The organism is Mangrovicella endophytica (genome assembly GCF_002893625.1).
Classification (GTDB): Bacteria; Pseudomonadota; Alphaproteobacteria; order Rhizobiales; family Rhizobiaceae; genus Mangrovicella; species Mangrovicella endophytica.
In genome coordinates this window covers 126,332-140,625 of sequence record NZ_PKMZ01000006.1, presented here as the reverse complement: position 1 = coordinate 140,625, position 14,294 = coordinate 126,332, and the positions used below count along the sequence as shown (strand labels likewise).

Annotated in this window: 13 protein-coding genes; 2 read left to right on the top strand and 11 right to left on the bottom strand. The window is 67.1% G+C overall.

Annotated elements, in window-relative coordinates:
* The 4 genes from C0R46_RS14610 to betB all read right to left on the bottom strand — a co-directional run bounded on the left by C0R46_RS14610 (position 1) and on the right by betB (position 3,630).
* Positions 1–561, bottom strand: coding sequence for a fasciclin domain-containing protein (locus C0R46_RS14610; RefSeq protein ID WP_102960381.1), 561 nt, complete (start codon positions 559–561; stop codon positions 1–3).
* 130 nt (positions 562–691) lie between these two features.
* Complete coding sequence (locus C0R46_RS14605; RefSeq protein WP_157944652.1) at positions 692–1,456, bottom strand: anti-sigma factor; 765 nt, start codon at positions 1,454–1,456, stop codon at positions 692–694.
* Positions 1,453–2,034, bottom strand: coding sequence for a sigma-70 family RNA polymerase sigma factor (locus C0R46_RS14600; RefSeq protein ID WP_198598344.1), 582 nt, complete (start codon positions 2,032–2,034; stop codon positions 1,453–1,455). The genes C0R46_RS14605 and C0R46_RS14600 overlap by 4 nt, the downstream gene beginning before the upstream one ends.
* A gap of 132 nt (positions 2,035–2,166) precedes the next feature.
* A complete protein-coding gene (betB, locus tag C0R46_RS14595) occupies positions 2,167–3,630 on the bottom strand; it encodes a betaine-aldehyde dehydrogenase (protein WP_102960378.1) in 1,464 nt (487 codons plus the stop codon).
* 169 nt (positions 3,631–3,799) lie between these two features.
* Between betB and C0R46_RS14590 the strand changes: the two genes are divergently transcribed.
* Entirely contained in the window at positions 3,800–4,165 is a 366-nt protein-coding gene (locus C0R46_RS14590; RefSeq protein WP_102960377.1) for a DUF427 domain-containing protein, read from the top strand.
* Between the two features lie 45 nt (positions 4,166–4,210).
* Here the strand turns inward: C0R46_RS14590 and C0R46_RS14585 are convergent, their stop codons facing one another.
* Entirely contained in the window at positions 4,211–4,504 is a 294-nt protein-coding gene (locus tag C0R46_RS14585; protein WP_102960439.1) for an Rdx family protein, read from the bottom strand.
* A gap of 150 nt (positions 4,505–4,654) precedes the next feature.
* On the opposite strand from C0R46_RS14585, the gene C0R46_RS14580 reads away from it, so the two are divergent.
* On the top strand, positions 4,655–4,987 hold the full coding sequence (locus C0R46_RS14580; protein ID WP_102960376.1) for a four-helix bundle copper-binding protein: 333 nt from the start codon (positions 4,655–4,657) through the stop codon (positions 4,985–4,987).
* 50 nt (positions 4,988–5,037) lie between these two features.
* Here the strand turns inward: C0R46_RS14580 and C0R46_RS14575 are convergent, their stop codons facing one another.
* The 6 genes from C0R46_RS14575 to C0R46_RS14550 all read right to left on the bottom strand — a co-directional run bounded on the left by C0R46_RS14575 (position 5,038) and on the right by C0R46_RS14550 (position 14,070).
* Positions 5,038–5,571 carry a metallophosphoesterase family protein gene (locus tag C0R46_RS14575; protein WP_102960375.1) on the bottom strand — a complete coding sequence of 178 codons (534 nt, stop codon included), beginning with the start codon at positions 5,569–5,571 and terminating at the stop codon, positions 5,038–5,040.
* Between the two features lie 63 nt (positions 5,572–5,634).
* Complete coding sequence (locus C0R46_RS14570; protein ID WP_198598343.1) at positions 5,635–7,689, bottom strand: sensor domain-containing diguanylate cyclase; 2,055 nt, start codon at positions 7,687–7,689, stop codon at positions 5,635–5,637.
* Between the two features lie 315 nt (positions 7,690–8,004).
* Positions 8,005–8,463 carry an RrF2 family transcriptional regulator gene (locus C0R46_RS14565; RefSeq protein ID WP_102960373.1) on the bottom strand — a complete coding sequence of 153 codons (459 nt, stop codon included), beginning with the start codon at positions 8,461–8,463 and terminating at the stop codon, positions 8,005–8,007.
* A gap of 182 nt (positions 8,464–8,645) precedes the next feature.
* Positions 8,646–11,735 (bottom strand): efflux RND transporter permease subunit, encoded by a 3,090-nt coding sequence (locus tag C0R46_RS14560; protein WP_102960372.1) that lies wholly within the window; start codon positions 11,733–11,735, stop codon positions 8,646–8,648.
* Positions 11,732–12,871, bottom strand: coding sequence for an efflux RND transporter periplasmic adaptor subunit (locus C0R46_RS14555; RefSeq protein WP_102960371.1), 1,140 nt, complete (start codon positions 12,869–12,871; stop codon positions 11,732–11,734). Before C0R46_RS14555 ends, C0R46_RS14560 begins: the two co-directional genes overlap by 4 nt.
* A complete protein-coding gene (locus tag C0R46_RS14550) occupies positions 12,868–14,070 on the bottom strand; it encodes an efflux RND transporter periplasmic adaptor subunit (protein WP_102960370.1) in 1,203 nt (400 codons plus the stop codon). The genes C0R46_RS14555 and C0R46_RS14550 overlap by 4 nt, the downstream gene beginning before the upstream one ends.
* Between the last annotated feature and the right edge of the window lie 224 nt (positions 14,071–14,294).

Sequence of the window (14,294 nt, the reverse complement as noted above, 5' to 3'; positions counted from 1 at the left end):
TCAGCCCTTCGGCATCAGGACGTTGCCGACCACATGGACGACGCCGTTCTTCTGCATGACGTCGGCCTTCTGGATCACGGCGCCTTTGCCGGTCTCGTCGATCACGACGAGCTTCTTGCCGTCCATCTTGAAGGTCAGCGGGGCGCCCTCGACGGTCTTGAGCGTCAGCTCGCCGCCCATCTTCTTGATGTCCTTCATGATCGTCGCCGAGGTGTAGGTGCCGGGAACCACATGATAGGTGAGGACGCCGGTCAGCTTGTCCTTGTTCTCCGGCTTCAGCAGCGTGTCGACGGTGCCCTTCGGCAGCTTGTCGAAGGCCTTGTTGGTCGGCGCGAAGACGGTGAAGGGACCCTTGCTGGCGAGCGTATCGACGAGGCCGGCGGCCTTCACCGCGGCGACCAGCGTCGTCAGGTTCTTGGCGTTCGGCGCGTTCTCCGCGATCGTCTTCTCCGCATACATCGGCGCGCCACCGACCATCACCGGAGCCGCAGAGGCCATGCCGGCGGCACCGAGGGTCATTGCGGCCGCGATGATGGCGGCGAGGCTGGACGTCCTGATCATTGTTCGTCTCCCGGTTGGTCTTCTCTGCCTGAGAACGTGACCGCAGCTACGAAGACGATCCGACGCCAGATGCGCCTCTTCATCGAAGACGCGATCACATGACGGTGAGGATCATGCGATCGGCGGCGGTTCAGATCGAGGCGAGATGGCCTGAGGCCACCACGGGCCCGGTCGGGAGCCCGGTCGGCGAGCCGCCTTCCGGCTCCATCGAGACGGCGAGCGCGGCGCCGGCTCTCTGCGACGCCTCCTGCGGCAGGACCAGCCGCAGCGGCTGCTGGGCGTCGAGGAGCCCGAGTGAGCGGGGTGCGCCGCCATCCGTCTCGGGCAGCAGCCAGAGTTCGGGTACGCGCCCGTCGCTGCCCGGCATGTCGATGGGCACCAGCGTCGCCGTCCCGGAGGCGCGGTCGAGCACGACGGTCAGCAGCGGCACTCCGGCCTCCGACTCGAGCGTCGCCGTCAACGTGTCCCGCTCCGACGGGCCGGGCGTCCAGATGCCGGCGGCGATCAGCGCCAGAGCAGCGAGACTCGCTGCGGCAAGTCCGGTGCCGCCGAGACCGAGCCAGCGCCACAAGGAGGCAACGCGGTCGTCGCGCCGCTCCGCCCGCCGTTGTGCGATGGCCACGTCGCCGGCAGTCCCGGAGCGCGGTCGGCGCGTCATCCGGGCCAGATCCCGCTCGATCGCCGCCCAGGTGTCCGCCGGCGGCTGCGCCGGGGTGACGGCGTCACCCAACGGTGCCAGCCGCTCGCGCCAAGCCTCTACGCTTGCCGCAAAGGCGGGATCGCGCAGCATCCGCCGCTCGGCGGCGCGGATCTCCGCGGCGTCCAGCGTGCCGAGTGCCAGTTCCGCTGCCAGGATGTCGGCCTCCTCGTCGGAGGTGCGGGATTGGTTGGTCATGGCTGGCGAGCCTCCAGGCATCCCTTCAGCCGGATGAGGCCGCGCCGGATGAGGCTCTTCATCGTGCCGAGCGGCATCTCGGCCCGTAGGGACAGCTCTTCATAGGTCAGGCCGCCGAAGAAGGCCGCCCGGATCGCCTCGCCCGCACGCTCGTCCAGCGTGCCGAGGCAGTCGCTCAGCGCCTGTGCCTCATCGCCCTGTGTCAGCAGGTCCAGCGCGTCGGGCCTGTCGTCGGCGCGCTCCTCGGCATCCTCCAACGGCCGGGAGAACGCGCGCGGCCCCAGTGCCCTGCGTCGGTCGATGGCCCGGTTGCGGGCGATGGTGGCCAGCCAGGTGATCGGTGACGCACGACCGGGATCAAAGCCGTCGGCCTTGTTCCATATGGTCAGATATACGTCCTGCAGCACGTCCTCGGCCTCCTGGCGGTCATCCAAGATACGCAGGCAAATGCCGAATAGTTTCGCGGCCGTACGATCATAGACCTGGCGAAGGGCAGCCTGATCCCCGGCCGCAACCGCGAGGAGACTCGCCGTCAGCGCCTCGCGCCCCGCAATGCCTTCATCTGTCCGGTTCAGCATGGCGGCCATGATCTTCAGGTGAGCGCCGGGCGCGGGTTGCAGCAGCCCAGCATTGACTGAGCCGCAAAGTCAACGCGGGCGGCGGCAGCGCAGCGTGATTGCGGGCAGGACGGTCGCTGTCGACCGGCCGCCTCAATACGGCGCTTCGCTGCGGCCCATCTCGACATAGACGGACTTCAACTGGCTGTAGTGCTCGAGCGCGGCGCGGCCGTTCTCGCGCCCGAGGCCGGAGCGCTTCACGCCGCCGAAGGGCATTTCGACCGGCGTCAGGTTGTAGGCATTGATCCAGCAGGTGCCGGCCTGCAGCTTCGCCACCACCCGATGGCCGCGCTGGATATCGCGCGTGTAGACGCCGGCGGCCAGGCCCATCTCGGTATCGTTGGCGCGCGCGATCGCCTCCGCCTCGTCCTCGAAGTCGAAGACGCACATGACCGGCCCGAAGATCTCTTCGCGGGCGATGCGCATATCGTCGGACACATCCGTGAAGATGGTCGGCTCGACGAACAGCCCGTCGGCAAGGCCCTGCGGCCGACAGGCGGAGCCGCCGACCGCCAGCGTGGCGCCCTCCTCACGGCCGATCTTCATATAGGCCAGCACGCGCTCGTATTGGGCGCGCGAGACCAGGGGCCCCAGATGCGTCGCCTCGTCCAGCGGGTCGCCGAGGCGGATCGCCTTCGTGCGCTGCACCAGCTTGGCGACGAAGGCCTCGCGGACGCTGCGCTCGACGAAGACGCGCGTGCCGTTGGAGCAGATCTGGCCGGTGGAATAGAAGTTGCCGAGGAGCGCGCCCGAGGCCGCCGCATCGAGGTCGGCGTCGGCGAAGACGAGGATCGGCGACTTGCCGCCAAGCTCGAGCGTGACGTGCTTGGTGGTCGACGCCGCCGTTTCCATGACACGCGCGCCGGTCGCGACTGACCCTGTGACCGACACTTTGGCGATCGCCGGGTGACGGGCGAGCGCCGCACCGACCTCGCCGAGCCCCTGCACCACGTTGAAGACGCCGGCGGGAACGCCGGCCTCAAGGAGGATCTCGGCGAGCTTCAGCGCCGACAGCGGCGTGATGTCGGACGGCTTGAAGATCATCGCATTGCCGCAGGCGAGCGCCGGCGCGGCCTTCCACGAGGCGATCTGGATCGGATAGTTCCAGGCGCCGATGCCCGCACAGATGCCGAGCGGCTCGCGCCGGGTGTATGCGAAGCTGCCGCCGAGATCGATGTAGTCGCCTTTGATGTCGGCAGCGAGCGCGCCGAAATACTCGAGGCAGTCCGCGCCGGACGCGGCATCGGCGACGAGCGTCTCGCTGAGCGGCTTGCCGGTGTCGAGCGTCTCCAGTTCCGACAGCTCGCGATTGCGCTCGCGCATGATCGCAGCGGCCCGGCGCAGGATCCGGCCGCGCTCGGCCCCGCTCTTGGCCGCCCATTCTTCCTGTCCGCGCTTTGCCGCTGCGACGGCGGCCTCGATCACCGCATCGGTGGCGGCGTGCAGCCTGGCGATCACCTCCCCAGTGGCGGGGTAGACGCTTTCGAAGGGCGTGCCGGCGGCATCCTCGACATAGGCACCGTCGATGAAGTGGGACGCTTGGGGCTGGGCGCGCATGGGCTTCTCCGGTTCGGCTCGCAGCGCTTCTAAACTATGCGGGCGAGAGGCGGAACGGTCCGTCTGCGACAGGCGCGAGCGGGAAAAGGCACGGTCAGGATGCCATGTGCCGGAACCACCCTTGGCTGTGCGCACTTCTCAATGATCACGGTTTTACAAGGAGATCGCCATGAGCGACGTCGCCAGCGACAGGACGCGTCAGCGGATCACGATCGAGCGCGAGACGCGGCCGGTCAACGTCCTCTTCAACGACAACATCGTCGCCTCCACCAAGGAAGCGCTCATCCTGCGCGAGGAGGGTCACGACCCCGTCTACTACATCCCGAAAGATCATGCGGCGATGGAGTTCATGCTGCCCTCGGACACCCATACGACCTGTCCCTACAAGGGCGAGGCGCGCTACTGGACGATTTCGGCGCAGGGTAAGGCGGCACCCGATTCCGTCTGGGCCTATGACAATCCGCATGCCGGCGTCGAGGCGATCGCCGGCCATCTCGCCTTCGACACCAAGGTGCTGCGCGTCGAGGTCGGCTGAGCCGTCCAGTCTGCCTGCACGGGGCGTGAGCGATGCCGGCTCGCCTCAGGGCCGGTCGCTGTGGCCAAGGTCGCGGCCGGGATCGAGCCGGTCGCGCACCCGCTGCTTCAGCACCTTCGCTTCGGGAAAGCCGCCATCGGCCTTGCGCTCCCAGATGGTCTCGCCGTCATAGGTGATCTCGAAGGCGCCGCCCGTTCCCGGTTGCAGGGCGACCTCGCCGAGATCCGTACTGAAGGTCGACAGCAGCTCCTGCGCCATCCAGGCGGCGCGCAGCAGCCACTGGCATTGCGTGCAGTAGGTGATCGCGATGCGCGGGCGTGCGGCAGAGATATCGGACATCGTTCGTTCCTCGGCTTCGTTCCGGCTGCAGCGGTTCTGTAGCATGACAACGTGCTTCATCCCGCTGCCGATCGCGCCCAGCTCATTCCAACAAGAAAGGCGGTCGCGCCCTGAGCCAGACCCCGATCTGACCACATGAGGAGCTCTGAGATGAAACACACCTCGCCCGACATGCAGGCTTGCATCGATGCCTGCCTCGCCTGCTACCAGACCTGTCTTAGCATGGCGATGAACCACTGCCTGGAGGCCGGCGGCAAGCATGTGGAGCCGGCACATTTCCGTCTCATGATGGCCTGTGCCGAGATGTGCCGGACCTCGGCGCATCTGATGCTGATCGGGACGCCCGAACACAAGCAGAGCTGCCGCGCCTGCGCCGAGATCTGCGAGGCGTGCGCCGCCAGCTGCGAGGCCGTCGGCGACATGGATGACTGCGTCAGCGCCTGCCGCAGCTGCGCCGAACGCTGCCGCGCCATGGCGGCGTGAGCACGCCGAGCGAGCCGGGCCTCGCGGCCCGGTTCCGGCAGGCGCCCTGATCAGCCCGGACGGGTACCATCCGGCGGCACGGTCCGGCTGCCGCGCTGCGGCCGCGACGCCAGGATCTCCTCCAGCGTCACGGGCCTGAACGGGAAGGCGTCGACGCCGACATCGTACTGGCGCGGGATCGGCTTCAGCCGTCCATGCGAATGGCCATGCAGGTCGATTGCGCCCTTGCCCATGCTGTTCCAGGTTCGGAAGGCGTAGTGGCAGAGGACGAGGCGGCGCCCGTCCAGGAGAAGTTCATGATAGGTGCGCACGCTGTCCCATCCGGTCAGCGCCAGCGTGACGGCATCGTCGTTGTTACCGGCGATCAGATGCTTGCGGCCGTTGAGCCGCGACAGCAGCGTTTCCTTCGCTGAAGCGGTTCCACGGGCGAAGTCGCCGAGGTGCCAGACCTCGTCGGACGGCGCGACCGTCCGGTTCCAGGTCTCGATCAGCGCCTCGTCATGCTCGGCCGTGGTGGCGAAGGGACGGCGGTCGATCCTGAGCACGCGCGGATCGGCGAAATGGGTATCGGCGGTGAAGAACATCGCCGCTCATCATAGCGCTGCGCCGGCGCCGAACGAGCGGAGCTCTGGAAAATCGGCCCGGGATCAGCGTCGTCCGTCGGCGGAGCGGCGCGGCCAGACAGGCAGCGACGTGATGGCCTGCAGCGGCGCCTGGCAGACGCGGTTTCGCCCACCATGCTTGGCCTCGTAGAGCGCCTTGTCGGCAAGCTTGATGAGCCCGGCAGCCGAGGTGACGCGATCTGCCCCGGCGATCGTCGCGACGCCGACGCTGATCGTGACGATCCCATGCTCGCTGCCGTCATGGGTGATGGCGAGCCGCTCGGCCGCCGCACGGACGACCTCGGCGCGCTCAAACGCGCCTTCAGGGTCGGTCCCCGGCAGCAACGCGACCAGCTCCTCGCCACCATAGCGGGCGACCACGTCGCCATGCCGGCGCAGCGCTGCACCGAGCGCTCCGGCTACGGCCTTCAGGCAGGCGTCACCAGCGGGATGACCATAGGTATCGTTGAAGATCTTGAAGCGGTCGACATCAATGAGGATCAGGCTGAGATCGCTGCCGTCGCGACGGCTGCGGGCGAATTCGACATCGAGCGCCCGATCAAACTCACGCCGGTTGGCAAGGCCGGTCAACTCGTCGGTCGAGGCGAGAATGGCGAGCTTGCGATTGGCCTCCGCCAGTCGCTCCTCCGCCAGCTTGCGATCCGTGATGTCTCGCAGAGCCAAGGCGAGGCCGCCATTGTCCTCGATCGGGCGACCGATTACGTCGACCCAGACATAGTGGCCGTCGCGATGGGCGACCCGGTACTCGGCGCGCGCGACCTCGCTGCCGGAGCGCAGCATTCTGAGCATTGCCCTGACGATCGGCACGTCGTCCGGATGAACGAGGGCCTCGGGCGTCTTGCCGAGAAGTTCGGCGGGCTCGCGACCGACCAGCTCGCGGCTCGCATCCGAGACGAAGATCCTTTGCCCGGCGGCGTCGACGGCGGTGATCATGTCGGCGGTATTCTCCGCCAGCAGCCGATAACGCGCCTCACTCGCAGCAACGGCTTTCTCGGCTTCGCGGCCGGCCGCGAGCTTCTCCGCCATGGCGTTCAGAGACGCCCCGAGCGTGCGGAACTCCGGCGCCTGCCAGGTCTCGATGGCGACCTGCGTTTCGAACGCACCCGAACCCAGCCGGTCCGCGGCCGCCTTGAGCCGTCCGATCGGGCGCAACTGCGTCCAGTATCCCAGCCACCACGTTGCCATCGCGGCGATGCTGACGGCAACGATGGTCAGGCCCAGGGCGATCAACCCGCGCTGCTGGACGGAGCCGGTGATGTCGGCTTTGGCGACGCCGAGCGCCACCATGACGTTCGATGCGCCGCCGAGGACGATGGGAGAGACGCCGAACAGCCGACTGGAGCCGTCGAGGTCAACCGACTCGACCACCCCGCCAGCCTGGAACAGGCGGAGCCGCTTCAGCAGCGGCGTGCCCTCCATGGGCGCGCCGAAGGTGACGATGTCCGGCCAACGGGCAAGGACGCGGCCCGATGCCGTGTCGGCCATCAGGACGGAGCGGCGCCCGCCCTCCGACATCTGCCGCGCCACATCGGAAATCCAGTTGAGGTTCAGCGACAGGAAGACCGAGCCTTCCGGCTGGCTGCCACGCTGCGGCAGCTCCATGGCGACGGCGACCGTCGGCTGGTGGCTGACCTTGCCGATCATGAACGTGCCGACGAGAAACTCGGCATGGCCCGGCAGCATGATGCGCCGGGCGAGATCGGCATCTCCGAACGCCTGCCGGCGGCGCAGCTTGTTGTGGCAGACGATGGTGCCGTCCGGCGACAGGACGCCCATTGTCAGGATCTGTGGCTGCGACGCCTGCAGCTTGGCCAGGAAGTCCTCACAGGCCGCACCGCCAGCGGCCACCTGCGGCATCATCCGCACCGCCGACAGGGTGGCACGGGCATCCTCGAACGCCTCCGACAGGCGCATCGCGGCGAGTTCGGCCGACTTGCTGACGTCGGCTTGCGCGCGGGACGTCGCGTCCTGATAGTCGAAGGCAATGCCGCCGGCGATCAGCAGCATGAGCGGCGCCATGGCCGCAGCGATGAGAAGAAGCAGCCTTCCTCTTATTCCCATGCGCTTGATGAGGATCATGCTGGCCCGAAACATCCGATCACGCCCGACCCTAAGGGGCGATGCCTTAAGATGATGTTCCGATGTTTTACGAAATCGAGACGACCGCTCGCCGGATGCTCAGCCTAGCTGGAGCATGCCCGCGCCATGATAATCGGCGGGAACGCGGCCGCCGCAATAGCAGCTCAGACGGAGCTGATGCAGCCGCACATGCCGGCCCGCAGTTGCAGGCCCATCGATGGCCGAGCCTTTCGGCAGGTGCCGAGGCGGCCCCAGGCCAGCGGCGCTGAGCGTCGACCGCGATGATGCGCCCTCTGGTGGCGGCGCTCGTCCGCTTCAGATGTTGGAAATGAGCTCGCGGACGTCGTCGTCGAAGGTCGAGGGGAGCACCACAAGCTCAGCCAGCGTCTTTTCGTCGAGAACGGCCGAGATGGCGTTGCGCACCTCCAGCATCACGCGGCGCACGGAGCAGGTCTTCTCGTCCCGACAGTCGTCGCAGCGCCGATAGGCCGTGCGGCTGGCACAGGGGATCGGTGCCAGCGGTCCGTCGAGGACGCGAAGGATGTGACCGACTCTGATCTCGCCGGGGCTGCGGGCCAGAGCATAGCCGCCGCCGCGACCCTTGCGGGCCTGCACCATGCCGGCCGCGCGCAGTTCGCCCAGGATCGTATCGAGGAACTTCTTGGAAATGTTGTGCGCCGACGCGATCTCTTCCGAAAGGGCCCGTTGGCCTTCGGCAACGGTGGCCAGATGCAGCATGGCCTTCAGGCCGTACTTGCCCTTCATCGTCAGCATGGCTGAAATCGAGTCTCCGCGAGGTCAGATCGAACGATCCAGCCCTCATGTAGAATGACAGAGCGCCGGACGCCAGCCGGTCGTGACAGGCGCGATTCACATCGGAGCTTCAGTCCTTCGCCACACGCTCGCGCTTTGCGGCGGCCGTAAGCGCTATGCCAGAAGCTCTGGCGCCGGCCCTCTCAAGCCGGCACCGCTTCGGCCCTGCCCTCTTCAGGTTCGGGATCGCTCTTGGGCGGCTCGGGCTTGATCCGGAACCAGGCGACATAGAGCGCTGGCAGGAAGAGCAGCGTCAGCACCGTTCCGACGATGATGCCCCCCATCATCGCATAGGCCATCGGACCCCAGAAGATCTCGCGCGAGATCGGGATCAGCGCGAGGCTCGCAGCCGCGGCGGTCAGGAGAATCGGCCGCATGCGGTGCTCGGTCGCCTCCAGTACGGCGTCCCATTTGGCTTTTCCTTCCGCAATCAGGTGGTCGATCTGCACGACGAGGATCACCGAGTTGCGGATCAGGATGCCGATGAGCGCGAGAACGCCGAGGATCGCCACGAAGCCCAGCGGCGCACCCGACGGCAGCAGCGCCGCGACGACGCCGATGAGGCCGAGCGGCGCGACGGCGACCACCAGGAACAGCCGCTGGAAGCTCTGCAGCTGCACCATCAGGATCGTCGCCATGGCGAACAGCATCAATGGCACGATGGCGACAATCGGCCCCTGCCCCTTGCCGCTCTCCTCCACGGCGCCGCCGATCTGGATCTTGTAGCCGCCCGGCATCGCCGCGGCGACGCTGTCGATCTGCGGTTGCAGGGCCGTGACGACGGTGGCCGGCTGGATGTCGCCGACGACGCTCGCCTTGACGGTGATGGTCGGCTCGCGGTCACGCCGCCAGATGGTCGGCTGCTCCATCACATATCGGAAGGTGGCGATCGCCGACAGCGGGATCGCCCGGCCGTCTTCCCTTTGGATCTGCAGGTTCTCCAGCGTCTCGATCGACGAGCGCTCCGCCGCACGGGCGCGGCCGACGACGTCGATCAGGTAGATGGAATCGCGGATCTGGGTGATCGTCGTTCCCGCGACCACCCCGTTCAGCGTTGAGGCGATGCTCTCGGAGGTGATGCCGAGCTGCGCCGCCTTGTCCTGGAGAACATCGACCTTCACCACCCGCGCCGGCTCGTTCCAGTCATAGACGACGGCACCGAGGTCGGCGCTCTTGCCGAGGATGGACGCCACCTTCTGGGCCTGGACGCGCACCTCTTCCACTCGCGGGCCCGACACACGGTACTGCACGGGGCGCCCGACCGGCGGGCCGATATCGAGCGTGTGGACGAAGACGTCGGTGCCGACGAACTCGTCACGGGCGAGCGTCCGCAGTCGCGCCAGCAGCCGCTGACGCGCTTCCAGCGAGTTCGTCAGGATCACGATCTGGCCGAAATTGGGGGCCGCGGGCTGCACGTCGTAGGAAAGGAGGAAGCGCACCGCGCCCTGCCCGACATAGGACGACCAGCGTTCGATATCGTCGTCGCCGACGAGGGTCGCCTCCATGCGATCCATCTGCCGCTTCGTTTCGAAGATCGAGGCGTTCTGCGGCAGCGTGAAGTCGACGATGACTTCGGGACGATCCGAGGACGGAAAGAACTGGTTCTGGACGAAGCCCATGCCGAAGATCGAGGCGCCGAACATCCCGAGCGTGACGAGGATCGTCAGCCACTTGAAGCGCACGCAGATCGCCAGGACCCGGCGGAAGGCGCGGGTAAAGAACCCCGCTTCGGCATGCGCATGCTTCAGCTTGCGCGGCAGCAGCGTCACGCCGAGGAGCGGCGCGAAGAGGACCGCGACGACCCAGGAGGTCAGCAGCGAGACGGCGATCACGACGAACAGCGTGAAGGTGAATTCGCCGGCGGCGCTGCCGTTGAGGCCGACGGGGATGAAGCTTGCGACCGTCACCAGCGTGCCGGTCAGCATCGGGAAGGCCGTCGAGGTGTAGACGTAGGTCGCCGCACGCTCCAGCGTATCCCCCACTTCAAGGCGGGAGACCATCATCTCCACCGCGATCATCGCGTCGTCGACGAGGAGCCCGAGCGCGATGATCAGCGCGCCGAGCGAGATGCGCTGTAGCGAAATGCCGAGATAATTCATCACCACGAAGGTGATCGCCAGAACCAGCGGAATCGTCAGGGCGACCACGAAGCCGGCGCGCATGCCGAGGCTGATGAAGGAGACGATGAGGACGATGCCGACGGCCTCCGCCAGCGCCTGGGTGAAGCCGCCGACGGCTTCGTCGACGACCTTGGGCTGGTCGGCGACGAGATGGATGCCGACGCCGATCGGCAGCTCGGCCTCGATTGCCGTCATCTCCTTCGTCAGCGCCTCGCCGAAGGTCAGGAGATTGGCGTTCGGCCGCATGCCGACCGCGAGCCCGATCGCCGGTTTGCCGCCGAAGCGAAAGAGCGTCGACGGGGGGTCCTCATAGCCGCGGGAGATCGTCGCGACGTCCTGCAGCCGGAAGAAGCGGTTATTGACCCAGAGATTGACGTTGCGCATCGCGTCTTCGGACGAGAACTGGCCGTTCACGCGCACCGCGACGCGTTCGCCATTGGCCTCGATGACGCCGGAGGGGACGATCGCATTCTGCGCCTGCAGCGCTGCGATCACCATCTGCTGCGTGACGCCCAGCGCCGCGGTCTGGCGGGTGGAGAATTCGAGGTAGATGACCTCGTCTTGCGCACCGATGAGATTGACCTTGCCGACATTTTCCACGGTGAGGACGCGGGCACGCGCGGCCTCGACATAGTCGCGCAGCTGGCGCTGCGTGAGGCCATCGGCGGTGAAGGCATAGACGTTGCCGTAGACATCGCCGAAATCGTCGTTGAAGAACGGACCCTGGACGCCGGCGGGCATCTGCCCCTTGATGTCGGAGATGATCTCGCGGACGCGGATCCAGCTCGCCTTGACGGCTGCACTGCGCGCGGTGTCCCGCAGGTTCAGGAAGATCGTCGACGAGCCGGCCGTCGTCTGGCTGCGGACGAAGTCGAAGTTCTCGAGCTCCTCGAGCTTCTTCTCGATCCGGTCGGTGACCTGCGCGACCGTCTCCTCGACGGAAGCGCCGGGCCAGTTGGCCTGGATGATCATCGTCTTGATCGTGAAGTTCGGATCTTCCTCGCGGCCAAGATTGACATAGGCCAGCGCGCCGAAGGCCGCCGCCACGATCATCAGATACCAGACGAGCGAGCGGTGCCGCAGCGCCCAGTCCGAAAGATTGAAGCCGTTCATAGCGTCAGCCCTTCGTTCAGCTTGACCCGCTGTCCGTCCGAAAGGCTGTTGACCCCGGCCCGCACGATGGTCGTTCCTGGCGCAATCCCCGAGACGATCGTCGTCGACGTTCCGTCTTCGTCGGTGATCTCGACCGCATGAAGGGCAACCGAAGCTTCGGCGTCCGCCCCGGCACTCCCGGACTGCGCACCGTCTGGCGGCGTGGCGGCATCTTTGCCTTGCCCCATGACCACCCAGACGAAGCTCTTGCCGTCCTTCGTCAGGATCGCCGTATCGGGCACACGCAACTCGCCCTCGCCCTCATGCACCGGCGTCGCGGTGATTGTGGTGCCGACGCGAAACTGTGTCGGATTGCCGGAGAGGGTGATCTTGATGCGCCGCGTTCCGGTGGAAGCGTCGGCTTCCGGCGCCACCTCGCGGACCGCACCGCGGATCGTCGTTGAAGGATCGACCTGCAGTGCGACGATGAAGGGCGAACCCTCCCTGATCTTCCGCGCCTCGGCCTCCGGCATGTCGACAACCGCCTCGCGTATCTCGACATTGGCGATCGTCGCCACCGTCTGGCCCGACGGGACCTGCTGGCCGACTTCCGCCGAAACCGCAATCACGACACCGTCCAGATCGGCGACGATCTGCGTATAGGCGAGTTGTTCGCGCGCCTTCGCCAGCGTCGAGCGCGCCTGCACGACCGCTGCAGCTGCCGCCTCCCGCGTCTGCTCGGCGGCCTCCACGTCGGAGCGGGCGCCGACATTGCGAGCCAGCAGCTCAGCTTTGCGAGTCTCGTTGGATGCGGCGTTCTCGAGCTGGGCTTCTGCCTTTAACAGGTCGCTGCGGGCTGCTCGGACCGCCAGGTCCTGGGTCGAGGCATCGATCGTGGCGATGCGATCACCCTTGGCGACGACGTCGCCGACATTGACGTCGCGGGATTGCAGGCGGCCAAGGACGCGGAAGGCCAGATCGGTGGTGAAGCGTGGCTCGATCGAACCGGCAAAGCCGTCAGCGCGCATGGCGCCTTCCTTCACCACGAGCGACAGAACCGGACGAACCGGGGCGGGAGCCGCCGGCGCCTCTTCGCTGCAACCGGACAGAAGCGGCAGCGCTGCCAGGGCCAGCGCCGATAGCGCCAGAGACCTCATCGTGCGCTCCCTTCGCCGTCCGGCATCTGCGGTGACACGGCCGGCTCTCCGCCGTTCGTCTGCCGTTCTGCCGTGATACCCGCTGCGCCGTCAGGCCTGCCGCCATCGCCCGGGTTCGCTGGCTCCTGATCACCGGCAGCCTTTCCGGCTTCGACGACGCTCACCGCCTGCCCGGGCAACAGGAGCTGGGTGCCCTTGGTGACGACGACGTCGCCGGGCTGCAGCCCGTCCGCCACCAGGATCGCGCCGGTCAGGTAGCGGTCGATCTCGATCACGCGCTGCGAGACGGTGTTCGTCTTCGGATCGACGACCCAGACACTGGGTTCAGCCTTGGTCGAATACAGCGCGGTGGCGGGCAGCCTCACCACCTTGCGCGCCGGGAAGGTCGCCGTGCCGACGACGGCGGCGCCAAGACCGATCTGCGATGGCGCGTCGATGAGCCCCAGCTTCACGCGGAGCGTCCCGCTCGTCTTGTCAAAGACCGGCGAAATCTCGCGAATGACGGCTGTCGCGGTCACCGAAGGGTCCGATACCAGCCTGACCGCGACACGTCGGCCCACGGGCTCCTCGGTCATCGCCCGCTCGTCGATGTCGAAGACCGCGTCGCGCGCGCCATCCAGCGCGAGCGAGAAGACCGTCTGCGCCGCGGCGACCACCTGCCCCTGCTCGACACTGCGCTCCGTGATCACGCCGGCCGCCGGAGACTTGAGATCGGTGTAGGTCAGCTGCTCGCGCGCCGTCGCGACATCGGATCGCGACGCTTCCAGCGAATTCTGCGCCGAACGCAACTGCTCCTGCGCGGCGTCGAAGGCGCTCTGGGTCGTGTAGCCGCCCTTGAACAGCGTCCGCTGCCGCTCGAAATTGGCTTGCGACTGCTTCAGCGTCGCCTCGTTCGCACGCTGCGCCGCCTCTGCGGCCTCCAGCGTTGCCTGCGGCTCGTCCGTTTCGATGCGTGCCAGAAGCTGGCCTTGCTCGACATGGTCGCCGACATCGACCAGCCGCTCGGCCACCTGTCCGCCGACACGAAAGGAGAGGTTGCTTTCAACCCGAGGAGCGATGACGCCGGTCAACTCGACCGTCGGGGAGAATTCGACTGGCGTGACGGTTTCGGCGATGACTTTGGGAAGCTCCTTCTCGTCATGCCGTTCCGGCTGGCATGCAGCGAGCGCCGTCAGAGCAATGGCCGCGGTGACAAGCATCGTCGAGCGCCGTCCGGCAGACTGACCGAACCGCAAGGTCGCGGAAAGGCTGGGCCGCACGGCACTCCGCCATCGCTGGGCGGTGCCGCCGAGCGACCTGCGGGTCACTGCTGTTGGCGTTCCGGACACTATCCGCTCCAATGCGCGACTAAACTAAACCGTACGGTTCAGTCTTGACCCTTGTCGCTCAACCCGTCAGATGTCAAGCGCGCCTCGCCTTCTGG

Bases quoted from the DNA above. Each gene is read 5' to 3' on its own strand.
- C0R46_RS14610 (WP_102960381.1), bottom strand. From the start codon at position 561: ATGATCAGGACGTCCAGCCTCGCCGCCATCATCGCGGCCGCAATGACC.
- C0R46_RS14605 (WP_157944652.1), bottom strand. From the start codon at position 1,456: ATGACCAACCAATCCCGCACCTCCGACGAGGAGGCCGACATCCTGGCA.
- C0R46_RS14600 (WP_198598344.1), bottom strand. From the start codon at position 2,034: ATGCTGAACCGGACAGATGAAGGCATTGCGGGGCGCGAGGCGCTGACG.
- betB (WP_102960378.1), bottom strand. From the start codon at position 3,630: ATGCGCGCCCAGCCCCAAGCGTCCCACTTCATCGACGGTGCCTATGTC.
- C0R46_RS14590 (WP_102960377.1), top strand. From the start codon at position 3,800: ATGAGCGACGTCGCCAGCGACAGGACGCGTCAGCGGATCACGATCGAG.
- C0R46_RS14585 (WP_102960439.1), bottom strand. From the start codon at position 4,504: ATGTCCGATATCTCTGCCGCACGCCCGCGCATCGCGATCACCTACTGC.
- C0R46_RS14580 (WP_102960376.1), top strand. From the start codon at position 4,655: ATGAAACACACCTCGCCCGACATGCAGGCTTGCATCGATGCCTGCCTC.
- C0R46_RS14575 (WP_102960375.1), bottom strand. From the start codon at position 5,571: ATGTTCTTCACCGCCGATACCCATTTCGCCGATCCGCGCGTGCTCAGG.
- C0R46_RS14570 (WP_198598343.1), bottom strand. From the start codon at position 7,689: ATGATCCTCATCAAGCGCATGGGAATAAGAGGAAGGCTGCTTCTTCTC.
- C0R46_RS14565 (WP_102960373.1), bottom strand. From the start codon at position 8,463: ATGCTGACGATGAAGGGCAAGTACGGCCTGAAGGCCATGCTGCATCTG.
- C0R46_RS14560 (WP_102960372.1), bottom strand. From the start codon at position 11,735: ATGAACGGCTTCAATCTTTCGGACTGGGCGCTGCGGCACCGCTCGCTC.
- C0R46_RS14555 (WP_102960371.1), bottom strand. From the start codon at position 12,871: ATGAGGTCTCTGGCGCTATCGGCGCTGGCCCTGGCAGCGCTGCCGCTT.
- C0R46_RS14550 (WP_102960370.1), bottom strand. From the start codon at position 14,070: ATGCTTGTCACCGCGGCCATTGCTCTGACGGCGCTCGCTGCATGCCAG.